The 16403-nt window shown below is 62.6% G+C and carries 13 protein-coding genes; 6 read left to right on the forward strand and 7 right to left on the reverse strand.

The window, feature by feature from the left end; genetic code table 11:
* Positions 1 to 106 precede the first annotated feature (106 nt).
* The 6 genes from pspF (at position 107) to ACB032_RS15145 (ending at position 6557) form a co-directional block, all read left to right on the forward strand.
* Positions 107 to 1141: a phage shock protein operon transcriptional activator gene (gene pspF / locus ACB032_RS15120; protein ID WP_371138256.1), complete on the forward strand. Its 1035-nt coding sequence runs from the start codon at positions 107 to 109 to the stop codon at positions 1139 to 1141.
* Between the two features lie 90 nt (positions 1142 to 1231).
* Entirely contained in the window at positions 1232 to 2827 is a 1596-nt protein-coding gene (gene sapA / locus ACB032_RS15125) for an ABC transporter substrate-binding protein SapA (protein WP_371138257.1), read from the forward strand.
* Between the two features lie 2 nt (positions 2828 to 2829).
* Positions 2830 to 3789 carry an ABC transporter permease gene (locus ACB032_RS15130; RefSeq protein WP_371138235.1) on the forward strand — a complete coding sequence of 320 codons (960 nt, stop codon included), beginning with the start codon at positions 2830 to 2832 and terminating at the stop codon, positions 3787 to 3789.
* Positions 3790 to 3824: 35 nt separating this feature from the next.
* Entirely contained in the window at positions 3825 to 4718 is an 894-nt protein-coding gene (locus ACB032_RS15135) for an ABC transporter permease subunit (protein ID WP_016350464.1), read from the forward strand.
* Positions 4718 to 5716, forward strand: a complete 999-nt coding sequence (locus ACB032_RS15140) for an oligopeptide/dipeptide ABC transporter ATP-binding protein (protein WP_005300065.1) — start codon at positions 4718 to 4720, stop codon at positions 5714 to 5716. Before ACB032_RS15135 ends, ACB032_RS15140 begins: the two co-directional genes overlap by 1 nt.
* A gap of 55 nt (positions 5717 to 5771) precedes the next feature.
* Positions 5772 to 6557 (forward strand): ATP-binding cassette domain-containing protein, encoded by a 786-nt coding sequence (locus ACB032_RS15145; protein WP_011705748.1) that lies wholly within the window; start codon positions 5772 to 5774, stop codon positions 6555 to 6557.
* 154 nt (positions 6558 to 6711) lie between these two features.
* Here ACB032_RS15145 and ACB032_RS15150 read toward each other — a convergent pair whose 3' ends face one another.
* From ACB032_RS15150 to ACB032_RS15180, 7 genes are all read right to left on the reverse strand, one after another.
* A complete protein-coding gene (locus ACB032_RS15150) occupies positions 6712 to 7470 on the reverse strand; it encodes a tRNA-(ms[2]io[6]A)-hydroxylase (protein ID WP_371138236.1) in 759 nt (252 codons plus the stop codon).
* A gap of 184 nt (positions 7471 to 7654) precedes the next feature.
* The gene (purF, locus tag ACB032_RS15155) at positions 7655 to 9175 is read right to left on the reverse strand and encodes an amidophosphoribosyltransferase (RefSeq protein ID WP_371138237.1); all 1521 of its coding nucleotides are present in this window, start codon (positions 9173 to 9175) and stop codon (positions 7655 to 7657) included.
* A 21-nt stretch (positions 9176 to 9196) separates the two neighbouring features.
* Entirely contained in the window at positions 9197 to 9685 is a 489-nt protein-coding gene (locus ACB032_RS15160) for a CvpA family protein (RefSeq protein ID WP_011705745.1), read from the reverse strand.
* Between the two features lie 186 nt (positions 9686 to 9871).
* Entirely contained in the window at positions 9872 to 11167 is a 1296-nt protein-coding gene (gene serS / locus ACB032_RS15165; RefSeq protein WP_039214580.1) for a serine--tRNA ligase, read from the reverse strand.
* Positions 11168 to 11507: 340 nt separating this feature from the next.
* Positions 11508 to 12845, reverse strand: coding sequence for a replication-associated recombination protein A (locus ACB032_RS15170; RefSeq protein ID WP_371138238.1), 1338 nt, complete (start codon positions 12843 to 12845; stop codon positions 11508 to 11510).
* Positions 12846 to 12997: 152 nt separating this feature from the next.
* Positions 12998 to 13606 carry an outer membrane lipoprotein chaperone LolA gene (lolA, locus tag ACB032_RS15175; protein WP_043145982.1) on the reverse strand — a complete coding sequence of 203 codons (609 nt, stop codon included), beginning with the start codon at positions 13604 to 13606 and terminating at the stop codon, positions 12998 to 13000.
* A 77-nt stretch (positions 13607 to 13683) separates the two neighbouring features.
* Positions 13684 to 16206, reverse strand: a complete 2523-nt coding sequence (locus tag ACB032_RS15180; RefSeq protein ID WP_371138239.1) for a DNA translocase FtsK 4TM domain-containing protein — start codon at positions 16204 to 16206, stop codon at positions 13684 to 13686.
* Positions 16207 to 16403: the final 197 nt, after the last annotated feature.

The raw sequence follows: 16403 nt of genomic DNA on the forward strand, positions 1-16403 counted from the left end.
ATATGGGGCAGATAAGTCGAGTTTCAAGATGCACCACACAAGTAATGATTAGAATCACCAACTTTTGGTAAGATTGACCAGCTTTCAACGATTCACGGGGATGACTATGACCACGGCCACGGAAAGCCTGTTGGGAGAATCCAACGCATTTCTCGAGATCATTGAGCAGGCCTCCCGCCTGGCGCCGCTGCGCAAGCCCGTGCTGATCATCGGCGAACGGGGGACCGGCAAGGAGCTCATCGCCCACCGCCTACATTATCTCTCGGCGCGCTGGGATCAAAGCTTTGTCACCGTCAACTGCGCCACCTTGAGCGAGAGTCTGCTGGAGACCGAGCTGTTCGGTCACGAGGCGGGCTCCTTCACCGGCGCCGCCAAACGCCACCAGGGCCGCTTCGAGCGGGCCGACGGCGGCACCCTCTTCCTTGACGAGCTGGCCACCACCAGCGCACGGGTGCAGGAAAAACTGCTGCGGGTCATCGAGTACGGCGAGTTCGAGCGGGTGGGCGGCGCCAAGGCCCTCAAGGTGGATGTGCGACTGGTGTGCGCCACCAACGAGGATCTGCCGGCGCTGGCCGACAAGGGACAGTTTCGCCACGACCTGCTGGATCGGCTCGCCTTCGACGTCATCACCCTGCCCCCCCTGCGGGAGCGGCGCGAAGATATTCTGATGCTGGCGGAGCACTTCGCCCACGGCATGACCCGGGAGCTCGGCTATCCGCTGTTTGCCAGTTTCTCGCGCAAGGCGACCCAGTTGCTGCTGGATTACCCCTGGCCCGGCAACGTGCGGGAGCTGAAAAACGTGGTGGAGCGCAGCATCTACCGCCAGGGCAACCCCCAGTTGCCGCTGGCCGAGCTGGTGCTCAACCCGTTCGATTCCCCCTGGCGCCCCCGGGCCCAGGCGGCGGTCACGCCCCCCCTCCCGCTGGAACAGACGCCGACGGTGGCACCGGACTCCCCCGCCCTGCCGCTGGATCTCAAACAGGCGGTGGCGGGCTATGAGATTAATTTACTCAAGCAAGCGCTGCAGCAATCCCAGTATAATCAGCGCAAAGCCGCCCAACTGCTGGCCCTGAGCTATCACCAGTTCCGCGGCATGCTGCGCAAATACCAGCTGCTGGACAGTGACAACGATGCGGATTAATCACCCGGGCAGCCTGCCTCAGAGCGGCACCCACCCCTTGCCGGCCCCGTCGCCGGCAACTTCGTATAAAAACATGGTTCGACAATGAGAATGCTCAAACCCTTGCTGCTTGGAGTGCTGGTGCTGCTCACCGGTTGTCAGAAACAAGACGACGCGTCCAGGACGGGACTCATCTATTGTGCCGAAGGCTCGCCCCAGACCTTCAATCCCCAGGTCTCCAATTCCGGGGTGACCCTGGATGCCAGCTCGCGCCCGCTCTACGACCGTCTGCTGGAGGTGAACCCCAACACCCTGGCGCTGGAGGGAGGGCTCGCCACCCGCTGGAGCACCAGCGAAGACGGCCTCTTCTATACCCTGACCCTGCGCAAGGGAGTCACCTTTCACCACACGCCCTGGTTCAACCCCTCGCGCCCCCTCAACGCCGACGACGTGGTGTTCACCTGGCAGCGGCTGCTCGACAAGCAGCACTCCTATCACGACGTCTCCGGCGGTGAATACCCCTACTTCTACAGCCTGGGGCTGGATCAGCTGATCAAGCGGGTCTACAAGAAGGGCACGGATCAGGTGGTATTCGAGCTGAACCGGCCGGATGCCTCCTTCCTCGCCACCCTCGCCAGCGACTACGCCATCGTGCTCTCCGCCGAATATGCCGGGCAGCTGCAAAAGGCCGGCACCCCGGGGCTCATCGACAGCCGCCCGGTGGGCACCGGGCCGTTCAGCTTCAAGGAGTATCGCCACAACGAGTATGTGCGCTACCTGCGCCACCCCGGTTACTGGGGCGGCGAGGCCAAGATTGAGCAGCTCATCTACGACATCACTCCCAAATCGTCCAAGCGGCTGGCCAAGCTGCTGACCGGCGAGTGCGACGTGATGAGCACCCCGGCCGCCAGCCAGCTGTCGGTGATCGACCAGGATCCCGACCTCAGCCTGGCGGTGCAGTCCGGCATGAACGTCGCCTTCCTCGCCCTCAATACCCGCAAAGCACCGTTCAACAAGGTGCAGGTGCGCCAGGCCATCGCCAGCGCCATCAACATCGACAACCTGCTGCAGGCGGTCTATTTCGAGACGGGTCAGGCCGCCAACAGCCTGCTGCCGCCGCTCTCCTGGGGTTACAACCCCTCCCTGCCGATGCGCCAGCCGGATCTCAAGCGGGCGCGCCAGCTGCTCAAGGAGGCGGGACTGGAGCAAGGGTTCGAGATGCAGGTGCTGGTGCAGCCGGGCTCGCGCGCCTACAACCCGGATGCCCTCAAAACCGCCCAGCTGATGCGAAGCGATCTGGCCAAGGTCGGCATCAAGCTCAAAATCGTGCAGCAGGAGTGGCCGGTCATCGAGGCCCGCCTCGCCCAGGGCCAGTACGACAGCCTGCTCAGCGGCTGGATTGCCGACAACGCCGACCCGGACAACTTCTTTCGCCAACTGCTGAGCTGCGCCGCCGTCGAGCGTGGCAACAACTACAGCCGCTGGTGCAGCCCGGCGTTTGATCAGCTGCTGGACGACGCGGTGACCACGCCCCAGCTGGCATTCAGGCTGCGCAACTACTACTACGCCCAGACCCTGCTCAACGAGCAGATGCCGCTCATTCCGCTGGCCCATGCCCTGCGCACCCAAGTCAGCCGCAGCGACATCGAGGGGCTCTCCCTGATGCCCTTTGGCGGCACCGTCTTCAACCAGGCCTATCGGGAGTAAGCATGTTTCTCTATATCCTGCGTCGCATCAATCTGCTGCTCATCACCCTGCTGGCGCTGACCTTCGTCGCCTACCTGCTGGACGTGCGCCTCATCGGCCAGCAGGCCAGCTTCTGGAGCGGCTACCCCGACTTCCTGCGCCACATTCTGGACGGGGATCTGGGGCTCTCCGGCGTCTCCGGCCTGCCGGTGCTGGACGAGATCCGTCACTACTTCCCCGCTACCCTGATCCTCTGCGTGGCGGCTTTCGCCATCTCGCTGCTGGTGGGCATTCCGCTCGGCACCCTGGCGGCCCTCTCCCAGGGCAAGCCGCTCGATCTGACCATCATGACCGCCGGCCTCATCGGCTACGCGGTGCCGGTGTTCTGGCTGGCACTGCTGGTGGTAATGTTCTTCTCGCTGGATCTGGGCTGGCTGCCCGCCTCCGGCCAGATCAGCCTGCTCTATGACGTGCCCTCCATCACCGGCATCGCCCTCATCGACGTGCTGATGAGCCACGAGCCCTGGCGCCAGGCCGCCCTGCACGACGCCCTGCGCCACCTGATCCTGCCCTCGCTGGTGCTGGCGGTGGTACCCACCACCGAGGTGATCCGCCACGTGCGCAGCTCCCTCATCGACGTGATGAAGCAGAACTACATCAAGGCGGCGGCCAGCCGCGGCCTCTCCCGTCGCCAGATCGTCTGGCGTCACGGCCTCAAGAACGCCCTGCCGCCGGTGCTGCCGCTGCTGGGCCTGCAGCTGGGCAGCGTGCTCACCTCCGCCATGATCACCGAGGTGGTGTTCGAGTGGCACGGCATCGGCCGCTGGCTCATCAACAGCATCGCCCTGCAGGATTACGCCGCCATCCGCGGTGCCACCCTGGTGGTGGCCAGCTTCGTCATCTTCATCAGCGTCAGCACCGAGCTGCTCACCACCATCATCTACCCGGCGCGGCGCAAAGAACTCTATGCAAAACAAGACTGAACGTGCTCATGGCATGACCCGGAGCCAGGAATCCTATGCAAGACAAGACTAGCCTCTACCCCGAGCTCAAGATCCTCTCGCCGCTGGAGCAGACCTGGGCCTCCTATCGCCGCAATCCGCTGGCGATGGCAGGGCTCTGGTGCTTCGTGATCCTGCTGCTCATCACCCTGTTCGGCCCGCTGGTGGTGCCCTACGGCATCGACGAGCAGCACAGCAGCCGTTTGCTGCTGGCCCCCTCCTGGGCCAATAGCGGCAACATCGATTATTTCCTCGGTACCGATGATCTGGGCCGCGACATCCTCTCCCGGCTGGTGGTGGGCGCCAGGTTCACCTTTGGCAACGCCCTGCTGGTGGTGGTGATCGCCATGGTGGCGGGTACCGCCATCGGCATCCTCGGCGGCATGAGCAAGGGGCTCAAGTCGAGTGTGCTGCACCACCTGCTCGATACCCTGCTCTCCATCCCCTCCCTGCTGCTGGCCATCATCATGGTGGCCATCCTGGGGCCGGGCCTGTTCAACACCCTGATCGCCATTACCCTGGCGCTGATCCCTCCCTTCATCCGGGCCACCTACAACGCGGTTCACACCGAGATGCAGAAGGAGTACATCATCGCCAGCCGGCTCGACGGCTCGCCCCCCTTGCGCATCATGCGGCTGGCCATTTTGCCAAACATCGTCGAGACCCTGGTGGCCCAGACCACCCGCACCCTGTCGGCGGCCATCCTCGACATCTCGGCGGTGGGTTTTCTCGGCCTCGGCGCCCAGTCACCGCAACCGGAATGGGGCGCCATGCTGGCCGACTCGAGCGATCTCATCTATCTCGCCCCCTGGACCGTGACCCTGCCGGGCATGGCCATCCTGTTCAGCGTGCTGGTCACCAATCTAGTAGGTGAAGGCATTCGCGAAGCGCTCAAAGAGGGGAATGACTGATGCCTCTGCTCGATATACGCAACCTCACCATCGAGATCGACACCCCGCAGGGCAAGGTCAAGGCGGTGGACAAGGTGAGCCTGACCCTGGCCGAGGGGGAGATCCGCGGCCTGGTGGGCGAATCCGGCTCCGGCAAGAGCCTGGTGGCCAAGGTGATCGTCGGCATCCAGAAGGACAACTGGACGGTGCGCGCCGACCGGATGCGCTTCAACGACATGGACTTGCTGACCATGGCGCCCCGCGAGCGGCGCCGCATCATGGGCCGCGAGATCGCCATGATCTTCCAGGACCCCATCAGCTGTCTCGACCCCTCCGAGGAGATCGGTACCCAGCTGGAAGAGGCGATCCCGACCGACTCCTTCGAGGGGCAGTTCTGGCAGCGCTTCCAGTGGCGCAAGAAGAAGGCCATCGCCTTGCTGCACCGGGTCGGCGTCAAGGATCACCGCAAGGTGATGCGGGCCTACCCTCACGAGCTGTCGGACGGCATGTGCCAGAAAGTGATGATCGCCATGGCCATCGCCAACCAGCCGCGCCTGCTGGTGGCGGACGAACCCACCAGCGCCATGGAGTCCACCACCCATTCGCAGATCCTGCGGCTGCTGGACAAGATGAACAAGCTGGGCAACACCACCATCCTCATCATCAGCAACGACATCGCCGCCATCGCCAACCTGACCGACACCATCAACGTGATGTATTGCGGGCAGATGGTGGAGGTGGGTACCCGGGAGCAGATCCTGGAGACACCGCACCACCCCTATACCGATGCGCTGCTCAAGTCGATCCCCGACTTTGACAAGCTGGTGCGCCACAAGTCGCGCCTGGAAACCCTGCCCGGCGTCATTCCGCCGCTGCAGCACCTGCCCATCGGTTGCCGGCTCGGCCCCCGCTGCCCCTATGCCCAGAAGCAGTGCGTGCAGACCCCGCTGATGAGCAAGATCAAGGGGCACCAGTTCAGCTGCCACTTCCCGTTGAACATGGAAGAACCCAAAAAGTGAATTCAATCCCGTATCAGAGCGTGGCAGCATGCCCTCTCACCAAGGAGCCAGGACAGTGATCGAACCCTCCCTGTTGCAGGTCAGGGGCCTGTGCAAGACCTATCAGAACCGCACCGGCCTGTTTCGACGCCGGGCGGTGGAAGCCATCAAGCCGCTCTCTTTTGATCTCGAGGTGGGCCAGACCCTGGCCATCGTCGGCGAGGCCGGCTCCGGCAAGAGCACCCTGGCCCGCATTCTGGCGGGCATGATAGAGCCGAGCGGTGGCGAGATCGCCATCGAGGGGCAGCCGATGATCCACGGTGACTATCAGACCCGCTGCAAGCTGCTGCGGATGATCTTCCAGGACCCCAACTCCTCCCTCAACCGCAAGATCCGGGTCGGCCAGATCCTGGAGACGCCGCTGCGCCTCAACACCGAGATGACCGAGGAGGAGCGCCGCGACAAGGTGGTGCAGACCCTGCGCATGGTGGGCATGCTGGCGGACCACGCCCTCTTCTATCCGCAGATGCTCTCCGCCGGTCAGCAGCAGCGGGTGGCGCTGGCACGGGCGCTGATCCTCAACCCCAAGATTGTGGTGGCCGACGAGGCGCTCTCTACCCTGGATATCTCGGTGCGCTCCCAGATCATCAACCTGCTGCTGGAGATGCAGGAGACCATGGGGCTGAGCTATGTGCTGGTGGCCAACGATCTGGGGGTGGTGAGCCACATCAGCGACGAGGTGCTGGTGATGCACGAAGGACGGGTGGTGGAGCGCGGCAAGACCCTCAAGGTATTCGCCGATCCCCAGCACGAGGTGACCCGGCGCCTCATCCAGAACTACAACAACGAATACCGCCGTTGATCCCCACCCGCCGGCTCGCCGCCGGCTCCTGCCCGCCGCTTTCACGCCTGAAAAAGAGACAAAAAAATCCCGGCTCAGGGGCCGGGAATTGCGCTCAAAAATGAATGCGTCGCTCGTAGTAGGAACGCTGCAATGGTAGGCAGCGCCCTGCCCGTCAACAACTGTCAGATCTGACAGGAAGACCGCTATGGAACCGGAACTGCGGATCCGGCGAGCGGATCAGCTCCGCCTCCACCTGGCCGAAGAAGGCCACCCGTTCACTGATGTCCTCCCCCGCATATTGCTCGGCCAGCGCCAGATAGTCCTGATAGTGGCGCGCCTCGGAGCGCAGCAAGGAGACATAGAAACGGCCCAGTTCCTCGTCCAGATGGGGCGCCAGCTTGGCAAACCGCTCGCAGGAGCGCGCCTCGATATAGGCGCCGATGATCAGCTTGTCGACGATGGTGGCGGGCTCGTGGGTGCGCACATGCTGCATCAGATTGCGGGCATAGCGGGAGGCGGTCACCGGGCCATAGGGAATGTCGCGGGCCTGCATCATCTCCAGCACCTGCTCGAAGTGATGCAGCTCCTCCTGGATGAGTCGCACCATGGGAAACAGCAGCGGATTGCGGGACAGCTCCTCGAACACGGTGCGATCAGACTCCCCCATGCTGCGCTTGCCCAGGATCTCGGCCTTCTCCGGAATCGCGTCCAGCTCCCGATAGAACTCCAGCTTGGGCAGCAGATGACGCTTGCCCTTGGGCAGACAGTAGCGGCGCACCAGGCTGTGAGCGGTGAGCGCGGCCTTGTTCTCGCAGTTGGCGTGATCGATGAGCAGGGTCGGCAGCCAGGCGGGATCCCGCGCCATCTCGATCCACGCATCCGGGGTCTCGCAGTGCAAAAACTGGCGCACGGGGGCTAGCAGGTCATCCATCTGAATTCTCGTCTGTTCGGGTTGATACGGCGGCGGCCCATGCTAGCGGATCCCGCCGCCACTGCCCATAGCTGCGAATACAAACGCTGCTTTTTCAAGCAGATGCGGGCCCTTTTCGGCGAGCGGAAACAACAATGGGGGCCCAGGCCCCCATCTCGTTGCAACACCCCTGCGTGGAAAACGTTTAACTGCCTTCGTTAAAAATTTCCAGGTTGCTGGTGCCTTCCTGCCACTCACGCACCGCCTTGTTGTCATCGCTGCGCATGGCGTTGAGGTGGTCGAGGTAGGATTGATCCACGTCGGAGGTGACGTAATGGCCGTTGAACACCGAGGTCTCGAAATAGCGTAGCTCGGGGTTGATCTCCCGCACCGCTGCTTCCAGATCTTCCAGATCCTGGAAGATGAGGCCGTCGGCGCCAATCAGCTTGCACACCTCTTCCACTTCCCGGCCGTGGGCGATCAGCTCGTTGGCGGTGGGCATGTCGATGCCGTAGACGTTGGGGAAGCGAATTTCCGGCGCCGCCGAGGCGAAGTAGACCTTGGCTGCCCCTGCTTCACGGGCCATCTGGATGATCTGCTCGGAAGTGGTGCCGCGCACGATGGAGTCGTCCACCAGCAACACCTTCTTGCCCTTGAACTCGGAGCTGATGGCATTGAGCTTGCGGCGCACCGACTTCTTGCGTTGGGTCTGGCCCGGCATGATGAAGGTACGGCCGATGTAGCGGTTCTTCACGAAGCCCTGACGATACGGCAAGTCGAGGGTGTGGGCGATTTCCAGCGCCACGTCGCAGGAGGTCTCGGGGATGGGGATGACCACGTCCACGTCGAGATCTTCCCACTCGCGGGCAATCTTCTGGCCCAGCTTGCGGCCCATGTTGAGGCGGGCGGCGTAGACCGACACCTTGTCGATGCACGAATCAGGGCGAGCGAAGTAGACGTATTCGAAGATGCAGGAACTCATCTGCGGGTTCTCCGCACACTGCTCGGAGAAAAGCTGGCCCTGCTCTGTGATGTAGATGGCCTCCCCCGGCGCGACGTCGCGCACCGTCTCGAAACCGATGGCATCAAGCGCCACGCTCTCGGAGGCGAGCATGTACTCCACCTGCCCCTGCTCGTCGACCCGGCGGCCCAGGATCAGCGGGCGAATGCCGTTGGGGTCGCGAAAACCGATGAGGCCGTGGCCGATCACCAGAGAGACCACGGCATAGGCGCCGCGGATCTGCTGGTGCACCTTGCGCACCGCCGAGAAGATGTCTTCCGGGCGCAGCGCCATCTTGTCACAGAGATCCAGCTCGTGCGCCAGCACGTTCAGCAGCACCTCGGAGTCCGAAGTGGTGTTGATGTGGCGACGGGCCACCTTGAACTGCTGCTCCTTGAGCTCCTTGGCGTTGGTGAGGTTGCCGTTGTGGGCCAGCACCATGCCGTAGGGGGAGTTCACGTAAAAAGGTTGGGCTTCAGCGGCACTGGAGCTGCCTGCGGTGGGATATCTGACATGTCCTATGCCGATATGCCCTTTCAAGCGCTGCATGTGACGCACTTCAAACACGTCCTTCACCAGGCCGTTGGCCTTGCGTTGCCGGAAGTTTCCACTGTCAATGGTCACGATCCCGGCGGCATCCTGTCCCCTGTGCTGCAACACCGTCAAGGCGTCGTAGAGGGCCTGATTGACGGGGGTGGTGCCAACTATACCGACAATACCACACATGTCTTTGCTACCTCGAAGTCACTATACCTGTTTAAGAAAACTCGATGAGTTCAGCATGAACCCGAAAAACCACTGGATGACCGGCTTGAACTCGGGCACCAGCTTGGACGCCGTCCACCAGTCGCTCTGGGAGAGATTGGTGAAGGTATCCATGAAAAAAAGCAGGGCACTGACGATCAGTACCCCGCGAATAGCGCCAAAACAGATGCCAAGCACCCGATCGGTCCCGGACAGCCCCGTCTTGTCCACCAACAGCCCCACCACGTAGTTCACCACGCTGCCGAGGATCAGGGTCGCCACGAACAGGGCGGCGATGGCCAGGCCGTTGCGCACCAGCGGATCGCTGAACGAGGTGAAGTAGATGGCGAGATCCGAATAGAAATGGCTGGCGATGAAGAAGGCGACAAACCAGGTGACAAGGGACATGGCCTCCTTGACGAAGCCGCGCACCAGGCTGATGAGAGCAGAGAAACCGACGATGCCGATGATGGCGTAATCAATCCAGACCATAGAAAAAGATGTCCTGCGAAATTGCGGCGCAGTCTAACAAAAACGATTGCGCAATGCTTGATAAAAATGTGTTAACGGTTCAAACAGGCGGCGAACCAGCGCATTCACGGCCCATTGAAACGGTTGACCGACGCCAGAATGCACAACGCCATGGCATGCCATGGCGTTGTCGTCTGCAATGAGCGCTTACCCGATGTGGGTCAGGCCGCCCATGTAGGATTGCAGCGCCGCCGGGATTGCGATGCGGCCGTCTTCCTGCTGGTAGTTCTCGATCACCGCCACCAGGGTGCGACCCACTGCCAGGCCGGAGCCATTCAGGGTGTGCAGCAGCTGCGGCTTGCCATCGATGCGCACACGAGCCTGCATGCGGCGCGCCTGGAAGTCGGTACAGTTGGAGACGGAGGAGATCTCGCGATAGGTGTTCTGGGCCGGCAGCCACACTTCCAGATCGTAAGTCTTGGCGGCGCAGAAGCCCATGTCACCGGTAGAGAGCGCCATCACGCGATACGGCAGCTCCAGCAGTTGCAGCACCTTCTCGGCGTGACCCGCCATCTCTTCCAGTGCTTCCCAGGAGCTCGAAGGGTGCACCAGCTGGACCATCTCGACCTTGTCGAACTGGTGCATGCGGATGAGGCCACGGGTATCACGACCGTAGGAGCCGGCTTCGGAACGGAAGCAGGGGCTGTGGGCGGTCATCTTGATGGGCAGTTCCTGCTCGTCGAAGATCTCGTCGCGGGCCATGTTGGTGAGCGGCACTTCGGAGGTCGGGATCAGGGAGAACTTGCGTACCTTGCCCTCTTCTTCCCCTTCGCCGTCGATGCCGGTATTGAACAGGTCCTGGGAGAACTTCGGCAGCTGGCCGGTACCGTACAGGCTGTCCGGGTTGACCAGATAGGGCACGTAGCACTCGGTGTAACCGTGCTGCAGGGTGTGCAGGTCCAGCATGAACTGGGCCAGGGCGCGGTGCAGACGGGCAATCTGGCCCTTCATCACCACGAAGCGGGAGCCGGAGAGCTTGACGCCGTTCTTGAAGTCAACGCCCTTGGCCGCTTCACCCAGATCGATGTGATCGCGCACCGGGAAGCTGAACTCGCGCGGGGTGCCCCAACGGCGCACTTCCACGTTGTCGTTCTCATCACGACCGACCGGGGTGGTGTCGCTCGGCAGGTTGGGGATGGCGTCTGCGATGACCTTCAGCTCGGCCAGCAGGGCATCCAGCTCGACCTTGCTGGTCTCGAGCTCTTCGTTGATCTTGGTGACCTCGGCCTTGAGCGGGGCAACATCTTCGCCGCGACGGGCAGCCTCACCGATGGATTTGGAGCGGGCGTTGCGCTCGGCCTGCAGCTCCTGGGTACGGGACTGCAGATCCTTGCGTTTCTCTTCCAGAGCATTGACAGCCGCTACGTCCAGAACGTAGCCACGTGTCGCCAGACGAGCGGCAGCTTCGGCGATATCGCTGCGCAGATATTTGGGATCCAGCATGGTTTACCTACTTTTTTAAAATGGGATCTGGGCCTGAGTCATCATGACGGGCTGGAAAACAGATCCGGAAGTTAACATCGGTTGGCGCACCCCTGTCGTCTTTCAGAATCGGGCCTATGGTGAGCAGGCCTTCGAAATCAAGAAGATGGCACCAGGCCAAGACAAGCGGGGTCAGAGGGCCAGTGTATCAGACCGCCCCCCCGCCCGAACAGGGACTATTGCGCCCGTTTTGCCCTGTTTTCCGGGGGATGACGACCTGGATCAAATCGGCTGACCAATTAACGCGCAACCCGGCAAGACAGACCCGGGAGAGGCTCGCTACCAGCCGCCATCCACACCACTATTTGTCCCGTTGCCGCGGGCTCTGCCGATCCAGCTCATGCAGATAGTCGAGCTTCTGGCCAATCTGCTTCTCCAGCCCCCGCTCGGTGGGCTGGTAGTACTGCTTGCCGGCCAGCTCGGGCGGGAAGTACTGCTCGCCGGCGGCATAGGCACCGGGCTCGTCGTGGGCGTAACGGTACTCGGCGCCATAGCCCAGCTCGCTCATCAGCTTGGTCGGTGCGTTGCGCAGGTGCGGCGGCACCTCGAAGTCCGGCAGGTTCTTGGCATCATGAAGCGCCGCCTTCCAGGCGGTGTAGACCGCGTTGCTCTTGGGCGCGCAGGCGAGGTAGACGATCGCCTGGGCGATGGCCCGCTCCCCTTCCGCCGGCCCGATGCGGTGGAAGCAGTCCCAGGCCGAGAGCGCCACCTGCATGGCACGGGGATCGGCATTGCCCACGTCCTCGGAGGCAATCGCCAGCAACCGGCGCGCAATATAGAGCGGATCGCAACCGGCACTCACCATACGGGCATACCAGTAGAGCGCCGCATCCGGTGCCGAGCCGCGAATGGATTTGTGCACCGCCGAGATGAGGTCGTAGAAGTGATCGCCCCCCTTGTCGAAGCGCGCCACGTGCTCCCCCACCACGGCGGCCAGCAGGGTGCTGTCGATAAGCTTCTGGCCGCTGCCGTCGGGCTCGGCCATGTCGGCCAGCAGCTCCAGGTAGTTGAGGGACTTGCGCCCGTCCCCATCCACCGCCTTGGCCAGCGCCTCCTTCACCCCGGGGGCGAAGGTCAGCGCCGGATCATTGAGCCCGCGAGCGTCCTGCATCGCCTGATCGAGCAGGGTGAGGATGTCCTCCTCCTCCAGCCGTTTGAGCAGATAGACCCGGGCCCGGGAGAGCAGCGCGTTGTTCAGTTCGAACGAGGGGTTTTCGGTGGTGGCGCCGATGAAGGTGATGGTGCCGTCTTCGATGTGAGGCAGGAACACGTCCTGCTGGCTCTTGTTGAAACGGTGCACCTCGTCCACGAACAGGATGGTGCGCACCCCGCGCCAGCTGTTCTCCTTGGCCTTGTCGATGGCGGCGCGGATCTCCTTGATGCCGGAGGTGACCGCCGAGAGCCGCTCGACCTCGGCCTGGCAGTAGTGGGCCATCAGTTCGGCCAGCGTGGTCTTGCCGGTGCCGGGAGGCCCCCACAGGATCATGGAGTGGCAGTGGCCGGCCAGGATCGCTTTGCGCAGGGGCTTGTCAGGCCCCAGAATATGTTGCTGACCGATATACTGCTCGAGGGTTTGCGGCCGCATCCGGGCCGCCAACGGACGAAAGTCCGACGAGAAATCCAGCGACAAGTTGCTCATCTGTATTGACCGTTCAGTATCACGCATACCAACATGGAACAACGGGCCCACGAGAAATCCAACAAGAGGTTACTCATCGGTATTGACCCCCAGCATCATGCCCGTCGCCATTGGCAGACGGGCCGACCACAAATCCAGCGACCGTCTGCTCATCAGCGCTGATCGTCCAGCGCGACCCCCTTGGGGATCTTGAAGACAAATTCGTTGCCCTTGAGCACCGGCTTGCGGTTGAAGTTGCTCAGGGTGAACTCGCTCCACTGGCCCTGGGCCTCTTTCACGTCAAAGCGGCTGATGTTGTTCTGCCTGTCGAAGGTGATGCGGAAGGAGGCGATCAGCTCGTCCTGATTGCGACTGGTGACGGTGTAAACATCCCCTTCCTGGGTCACGTCATAGTTCTTCCAGAGGCTGTTGTCGTTACCGGCGATCAGCACGAAGGGGGTGTTGAGCACCGCATCCTTCATCTTGAGGGCGGTCACCTGCTCGACGAAGGGATCATAGACCCAGACATCCTTGCCATCGGCCACGATCAGGCTCTCGTCCGGCGAGGTGGTGTGCCAGTTGAAGCGATTGGGGCGCTGTACCAGCAGATCACCGCCGGCGCGCTGCAGCTCCTTGCCCTTGCTGTCATAGACGATCTGGGCAAACTTGGCGGAGAAGAGGCTCACCCCCGCCAGCTTCTGCTTGAGATCGCTGGCCGCATCGGCCCACACCTGGCTGCTGGCAACCAGCAGCACAGTGCCCATCAACAGTTGTTTTTTCATCATGCTTTTCATAACGGCTATCTCGATAAAAGGCCACGCCCGCAGGGGGCATGGCCAGGATGATAGAGGGGTGAGGCTTAGTCCCGTACCGGTGGCGGAGCCAGCACATCGCGCTGACCATTGCCGCCCGGGGCGCTGACGATGCCCTGGTTTTCCATCTGCTCGATGAGACGGGCCGCCCGGTTGTAACCGATCTTGAACTTGCGCTGCACGCTGGAGGTCGAGCCGCGGCGCGATTCCACCACGAAGGCCACCGCCTCGTCGAACAGGGGGTCGAGTTCTTCGTCGTCACCACCGCCATATTCGCCGCTGCCGCCCTCGCCGCCGGATTCACCGGAGAGGATCTCCTCGATGTAGTTCGGCTCGCCGCGCAGTTTCCAGTCCGCCACCACCTTGTGCACCTCGTGGTCGTCGACAAAGGCACCGTGCACCCGGGTCGGGTTGGAGGTACCGGCCGGCATGTAGAGCATGTCGCCCATGCCGAGCAGGGATTCGGCGCCGCCCTGATCGATGATGGTACGGGAGTCGATCTTGCTCGACACCTGGAACGAGATACGGGTCGGGATGTTGGCCTTGATGAGACCGGTAATGACATCCACCGATGGACGCTGGGTCGCGAGGATCAGGTGAATACCGGCTGCCCGCGCCTTCTGGGCGATACGGGCGATCAGCTCCTCCACCTTCTTGCCGACGATCATCATCATGTCGGCAAACTCGTCCACCACCACCACGATGTGGGGCAGTTTTTCCAGCTCAGGCGGCATCTGGTCCATGGAGTCGCCCGGACGCCACAGCGGATCCAGCAGGGGTTCCCCCTCCTCGATGGCCGCCAGCACCTTGTCGTTGTAGCCCTTGAGGTTGCGCACCCCGACCGCCGACATCAGCTTGTAGCGACGCTCCATCTCGCCCACGCACCAGCGCAGGGCGTTGGCGGCGTCCTTCATGTCGGTCACCACCTCGGTCAGCAGATGGGGGATCCCCTCGTAGACCGACAGCTCCAGCATCTTGGGGTCGATCATGATGAAGCGCAGATCGTCCGGCGTCGACTTGTAGAGCATGGAGATGATCATGGTGTTCACCCCCACCGACTTACCGGAGCCTGTGGTACCGGCCACCAGCAGGTGGGGCATCTTGGCGAGGTTCACCACCACGGGTTCGCCGGCGATGTCCTGACCCAGCCCCATGGTGAGCGGGTTGCGGCTATCGCGGAAGGCGTCGCAGTCGAGGGTCTCGCGCAGGTAGACGGTCTGACGCACCCGGTTGGGCAGCTCGATCCCGACGAACGTCTTGCCCGGGATCACTTCCACCACCCGCACGCTGCTGGCCGACAGAGAGCGGGCCAGATCGCGGGAGAGGTTGGTGATCTTGCTCGCCTTCATGCCGGGCGCCAGATCCAGTTCGAAACGGGTGATGACGGGGCCCGGATAGACGCCCACCACCTTGGCCTGCACGTTGTAGTCGGCCAGTTTCGCCTCCACCAGCCGGCCCATGCGCTCCAGCTCGTCCTTGCTCATCATCTGGGTCTTGGCGGGCGGACGGTCCAGCAGCTCGATGCTGGGCAAGGGGGGCAGCCCAGGTTGCAGGCGGCGCTTGGGCTTGCCGGGGGTGGGAGCAGCCGGCACAGGCGCCTCTTCATCCCCTTCTGCCCAGGGCAGATCCAGATCATCGTCCTCGTCATCGGCCGTCACCAGGGCAGGCTGACGACGGGCGCCGTTGGTGGCGGCACGCTTGGCCTTGGCCACCGGGGCCGGCTCGTCATCTTCATCGTCAAACTGCGGGTCGAACTGGAATGTATCCTCATCAAGCTCAGGCAGCCACTCATCGGACTTGGCCTTCTGGCTCTTGGTGCTGGCCTTCTCCTTGGGACGACGGGTCCAGCTGGAGTGCGGTTCATCTTCCTCGTCATCGAGCTCGATGGCCCCCACGCTCCCTTCCAGCAAGGGATCCGGCCCCTCAACGCGCGGCTGGCGCCAGCCACCGGTCAGCCAGCGGCCGAGGGTGGTGGGAAAATGGTAAACGGTGCTGACTGAACCGGTGCAGGCAGCGCCGATCCGCTCGACGATGGTCAGCCAGGACCAGCCGGTGAACAGGGTGATGCCGGTAGCCACGAAGCAGAGCAGCATCAGGTTGGCGCCAACCCCGCCAAACAGCGGCACCACGGCGGAGGAGATCACGTCCCCCACCAGGCCGCCGGCGGAAAAATTCTGCAGATCGTTGAAGTTCATGCTGGCGATGGCGGACATGCCGAGCACGGTCAGCACGAAGCCGACGATGCGCACCGACAGGGTGAGGTAATCCACATCGAGCAGCCGGCTTGGACGCCAGAACAGGCTCCAGCCCAGCAGCACGACCAGGGGAGGAACCAGATAGGAAAAAGCCCCGAAGGTAAACATGGTGATGTCGGCGAGCCAGGCCCCCGCGCTACCGGCGAGGTTTTTCACCTCCCCTTGCCAGGAGGTCTGGGACCAACCGGGATCGGCAGGGTGGTAGGACAACAGGGCAAGCAAGAGATAGGCAGCCATCAGGGTGATGGCGATCAAGACGGCTTCGAAGATCCGTTGTGTACCTGATAAAGGAGTAAACAGCTTTTTATCGGCCAAACTCCGGCTCCTTTCTGAAAACATGTAATGCAGGGGGATAAGGGGGCCTAGTATCCCTGAAAAGCCCACCGGTTGTCAGCCAGTGCCTGGCGTGGCGGCCATATTCACAACCGACTCGATAAGAAGAAACGAGCGGACCGGCCGCTCGTTTCTGAATGTCGTGACTTGTCGCAAGGCTGGCAAGCCACAGCATAACC

Origin of the sequence: Aeromonas sp. S5(2024) (assembly GCF_041403025.1) — a bacterium.
GTDB lineage: Bacteria > Pseudomonadota > Gammaproteobacteria > Enterobacterales > Aeromonadaceae > Aeromonas > Aeromonas hydrophila.

Bases quoted from the DNA above. Each gene is read 5' to 3' on its own strand.
- ACB032_RS15130 (WP_371138235.1), top strand. From the start codon at position 2,830: ATGTTTCTCTATATCCTGCGTCGCATCAATCTGCTGCTCATCACCCTG.
- serS (WP_039214580.1), bottom strand. From the start codon at position 11,167: ATGCTGGATCCCAAATATCTGCGCAGCGATATCGCCGAAGCTGCCGCT.
- purF (WP_371138237.1), bottom strand. From the start codon at position 9,175: ATGTGTGGTATTGTCGGTATAGTTGGCACCACCCCCGTCAATCAGGCC.
- sapA (WP_371138257.1), top strand. From the start codon at position 1,232: ATGCTCAAACCCTTGCTGCTTGGAGTGCTGGTGCTGCTCACCGGTTGT.
- lolA (WP_043145982.1), bottom strand. From the start codon at position 13,606: ATGAAAAAACAACTGTTGATGGGCACTGTGCTGCTGGTTGCCAGCAGC.
- ACB032_RS15170 (WP_371138238.1), bottom strand. From the start codon at position 12,845: ATGAGCAACTTGTCGCTGGATTTCTCGTCGGACTTTCGTCCGTTGGCG.
- ACB032_RS15135 (WP_016350464.1), top strand. From the start codon at position 3,825: ATGCAAGACAAGACTAGCCTCTACCCCGAGCTCAAGATCCTCTCGCCG.
- ACB032_RS15160 (WP_011705745.1), bottom strand. From the start codon at position 9,685: ATGGTCTGGATTGATTACGCCATCATCGGCATCGTCGGTTTCTCTGCT.
- ACB032_RS15150 (WP_371138236.1), bottom strand. From the start codon at position 7,470: ATGGATGACCTGCTAGCCCCCGTGCGCCAGTTTTTGCACTGCGAGACC.
- pspF (WP_371138256.1), top strand. From the start codon at position 107: ATGACCACGGCCACGGAAAGCCTGTTGGGAGAATCCAACGCATTTCTC.
- ACB032_RS15140 (WP_005300065.1), top strand. From the start codon at position 4,718: ATGCCTCTGCTCGATATACGCAACCTCACCATCGAGATCGACACCCCG.